This is a genomic window from Syntrophorhabdaceae bacterium, from assembly GCA_028698615.1.
Lineage (GTDB): Bacteria > Desulfobacterota > Syntrophorhabdia > Syntrophorhabdales > Syntrophorhabdaceae > Delta-02.
The window spans coordinates 1-3,228 of sequence record JAQVWF010000108.1 but is presented as its reverse complement, the minus strand read 5'-3'; the positions used below and the strand labels follow the sequence as shown (position 1 = coordinate 3,228).

The 3,228-nt window shown below is 55.5% G+C and carries 4 protein-coding genes; 1 reads left to right on the top strand and 3 read right to left on the bottom strand.

Annotated features, from left to right (window positions below; all coding sequences use genetic code 11):
- Positions 1-158: 158 nt before the first annotated feature.
- Entirely contained in the window at positions 159-1,274 is a 1,116-nt protein-coding gene (locus PHC90_14845) for a Fic family protein (protein ID MDD3847624.1), read from the top strand.
- A 36-nt stretch (positions 1,275-1,310) separates the two neighbouring features.
- Here the strand turns inward: PHC90_14845 and PHC90_14840 are convergent, their stop codons facing one another.
- The 3 genes from PHC90_14840 to PHC90_14830 all read right to left on the bottom strand — a co-directional run bounded on the left by PHC90_14840 (position 1,311) and on the right by PHC90_14830 (position 3,096).
- Positions 1,311-1,697: a type II toxin-antitoxin system VapC family toxin gene (locus PHC90_14840; GenBank protein ID MDD3847623.1), complete on the bottom strand. Its 387-nt coding sequence runs from the start codon at positions 1,695-1,697 to the stop codon at positions 1,311-1,313.
- Positions 1,694-1,924, bottom strand: coding sequence for a type II toxin-antitoxin system Phd/YefM family antitoxin (locus tag PHC90_14835; GenBank protein MDD3847622.1), 231 nt, complete (start codon positions 1,922-1,924; stop codon positions 1,694-1,696). The genes PHC90_14840 and PHC90_14835 overlap by 4 nt, the downstream gene beginning before the upstream one ends.
- A 77-nt stretch (positions 1,925-2,001) precedes the next feature.
- Positions 2,002-3,096: an ATPase, T2SS/T4P/T4SS family gene (locus tag PHC90_14830; GenBank protein MDD3847621.1), complete on the bottom strand. Its 1,095-nt coding sequence runs from the start codon at positions 3,094-3,096 to the stop codon at positions 2,002-2,004.
- Positions 3,097-3,228 lie beyond the last annotated feature (132 nt).

Here is a 3,228-nt window from a genome sequence, read left to right as displayed (position 1 = left end):
CCAAGATATGTAATAGCCTTCAAAACAGGAAATTCAGCATAAATCCCTTTTTCGACCAACCGTTGCGGTCAGTATTGGCTATTCACCGCAGATTATGCGGAGCATAGAGTTGACTTTGCGGAGATTAGAGCCTATAATCTCCGCATGAGGTGCGGATAATGAGTCCTTACATTCACGAATTATCCGATTGGCCCCATTTCTTTTGGGACGAAAAGGTTCTATCACGCCCACTCGGACTGGTACGTCACAGGCAGGGAAAACTCATCGGCCGGATGGAGGCCCTTGGTTTTCCTCTCCGTGTTGAGGCTGTTTTGCGCACGCTGACACTGGACATAGTCGAGTCAGGCGAGATCGAGGGAGTGCTGTTCGACAAACAACAAGTGCGATCTTCCATTGCCCGTCAACTTGGTGTAGATATTGGAAACACGGTGCCCGCGAACCGGAACGTGGAGGGTGTGGTCGAGATGATGCTTGATGCGACACGGAATTATGACAAGCCACTGACCAAAGACAGACTGTTCGCCTGGCACTCCTGCCTCTTCCCTACCGGCCGCAGCGGAATGAACACCATCAAGGTTAGTGCCTGGCGCGACGACAGCAAAGGTTCAATGCAGGTCGTTTCAGGAGCCGTCGGCCACGAACGGGTACATTTCGAGGCCCCGGCCGCCAACCGACTGGAGAGCGAAATGGCGGCTTTCCTCGACTGGTTCAATGCGGATGATGGCACAGATCTGGTCTTGCGGGCAGGTATAGCCCATCTCTGGTTCGTAACGATCCACCCCTTCGATGATGGCAATGGCCGCATCGCGCGCGCCATCGCTGATATGATCCTGGCACGTTCAGAGGGAAATCCGCAACGTTTTTACAGTATGTCGGCACAGATCCGCAGCGAGCGCGACACCTACTACAGGATATTGGAGGAAACCCAGCAGGGAACACTGGACATCACACCCTACCTTGAATGGTTCCTCGATTGCCTCCATCGAACCTTTGACAACGTGGACAGCACAATTGGAACCGTTCTCAAAAAGGCCTCTTTTTGGGACACCCACGAAGGCGAGGCTTTCAATGACCGACAGCGTCTGATGCTGAACAGGTTGCTCGAGAACTTCGAGGGAAAACTGACATCAACAAAATGGGCGAAGCTGGCGAAGTGCTCCCAGGATACGGCGCTTCGCGATATTATTGATCTTGTCACAAAAGAAGTTCTCGTGAAAGACCCGGGTGGCGGTCGCAGTACCAGTTATTCCCTCAGGAGCGACACGGCGCAGTGACCCGTCTCCGATGAAATCCCGGTCTCGTTAGCCCCATTACCAAAAGGTCTTCGCCTTGTATTTGCCGATATCGGCATCCCGCGTGATGATAGGTATTTTCTCCAGCATCGACTGGGCTATGATGATACGGTCGAAAGGATCTCGGTGGATGGCCGGAAGCCGGGATACGGAAAGGGCATGGCTCATCTCGATTGGCAGAGATCCTATCGCGTTTTTTGCCATCTGACCGGGAATAAAACGATCAGGCCTGTCCGGCAGGTGAAGCCTTCCGAGGTTGACTTTTATCGTTATCTCCCAGGCGGAAGCCACGCTCAGAAAAAGCTCGTTAGCAGGGTTTCTGATGGCATCCCGCACGCGCAAAGACAGTTCCGGGCTGTCCATTATCCACCAGAGGAACGCGTGGGTATCGAGAAGAAGCCTCATCCTTCGTACTCGCGAAGAATCGATTCGGGTAACGGTTCGTCAAAATCTTTTTCGATCCTCACTTTACCTCTTGCAGTTCCGGCCACCCGCTCACCGGTTCTTTCCCGGATGGGAATAAGGCGGGCCACGGGCGTCCCTGCCCTCGCAATGGTGATCTCTTCCCCACCTTCCACCCGGCTGAGCAGTTCCGACAATCTCGTCTTGGCATCGTGCACATTCACTTTCATAAACCCATAATAGACTAAGCGGTGGACTAAGTCAAGGTTAGTTATTTTCCTATCCCGTCCTCTAACTTCTGCCCTTCTTACTCTCTCATGAACAGCGCAAGGTCGTTCGTCGCCCTGCGGGCGTCGGCCTCCTCGACCTCATCGGAATCGACGAGGACCCTCAGGCTCTGGTTGAGAGTCCAGCCTATCTTCCCGCTTCTTTGCTGCTGGCGCAAAAGGTCGTATCTGCCCTGCAGCAGCAATTCCCGGGTAACCCCGTCCTTCGTGTCCAGAAATTCCGTGGCAAGGGCCAACTGGTCTCTCTGGCGGCGGACTCCGGTGGTCGGCACCAGCACCTGCACCATCACGGCCAGCAGGACGTCCGTCAACTCCCGGATCATCCATTCCTGTTTCTCCATGGGAAACATCGAGGCTATCCTTGAAGGAACCTGCGTTGTCATGAGGGTGTGTATGGTCGTGAACACAAGATGTCCTGTCTTGGCCGCCTGGATTGCCGCCGATGCCGTTTCCGGGTCCCTCACCTCGCCCACCAGAATCACGTCCGGCCGCTGCCGCATCGCCGCCCTCAGCGCCCGCTCGAAAGACAGTGTCGTGGTTCCCACTTCGCGCTCGATGATATTGCCCGTACCTTCAGGTATGTCATATTCGATTGGGTCTTCTATGGTGACGCAATTGAGGCACCTTGACTCCACAAGGTGGGCGATGACGGACGCCAGCGTCGTCGACTTGCCGCTGCCCGTGGGGCCGGCGATGAAGACAATGCCGCCTGCCGAACTTTCAAGGACCAACCGGACGAGATCGCCGGGGACACCAAGATTGAGCGGGTTCGGTTCCACGGCCTTGAGCCGCCTCATGACGATGGAAACCCCCTTTTTCGTCAGGCATATGTTGACGCGGAATCTGAAGACCTTCTTTTCTCTGCCGCTGCCCGTCTGCCTGGTGTAGGAGAGATCCTTCTCCTCCCTGTCGTAGAGCTGTGCCCGGGCCCCGGAAACTCTGAGGATCCTTTCTATCGCTTCATCTATCTCGTATCCTTCCGGCGCGGCGGCGGCGGAGGCCGCCATGCGTCCATTGACCCTTAAGAAGACCGGGCTTCCCGACTGGATGTATATGTCGGAGGCGTCCTCCCTGATCGCCCTGTCGATGATGTTGTCGAGAAAGCTGTTCATCATCTACCTGCAGCGCAGCCATTCGGCGCCAAGGAGATATGCGAGGTATCTCCTCAGGACGCCCGAGCGGCTGCACCCCCTCTGCCTGATCTCTTCCTTTCTTTTCCCCCGCGCAAAGATGTAGAGGGCAATAGA

Excerpts from the sequence above, each read along its gene's own strand:
- PHC90_14845 (MDD3847624.1), top strand. The coding sequence starts at position 159 with ATGAGTCCTTACATTCACGAATTATCCGATTGGCCCCATTTCTTTTGG.
- PHC90_14840 (MDD3847623.1), bottom strand. The coding sequence starts at position 1,697 with ATGAGGCTTCTTCTCGATACCCACGCGTTCCTCTGGTGGATAATGGAC.
- PHC90_14835 (MDD3847622.1), bottom strand. The coding sequence starts at position 1,924 with ATGAAAGTGAATGTGCACGATGCCAAGACGAGATTGTCGGAACTGCTC.
- PHC90_14830 (MDD3847621.1), bottom strand. The coding sequence starts at position 3,096 with ATGATGAACAGCTTTCTCGACAACATCATCGACAGGGCGATCAGGGAG.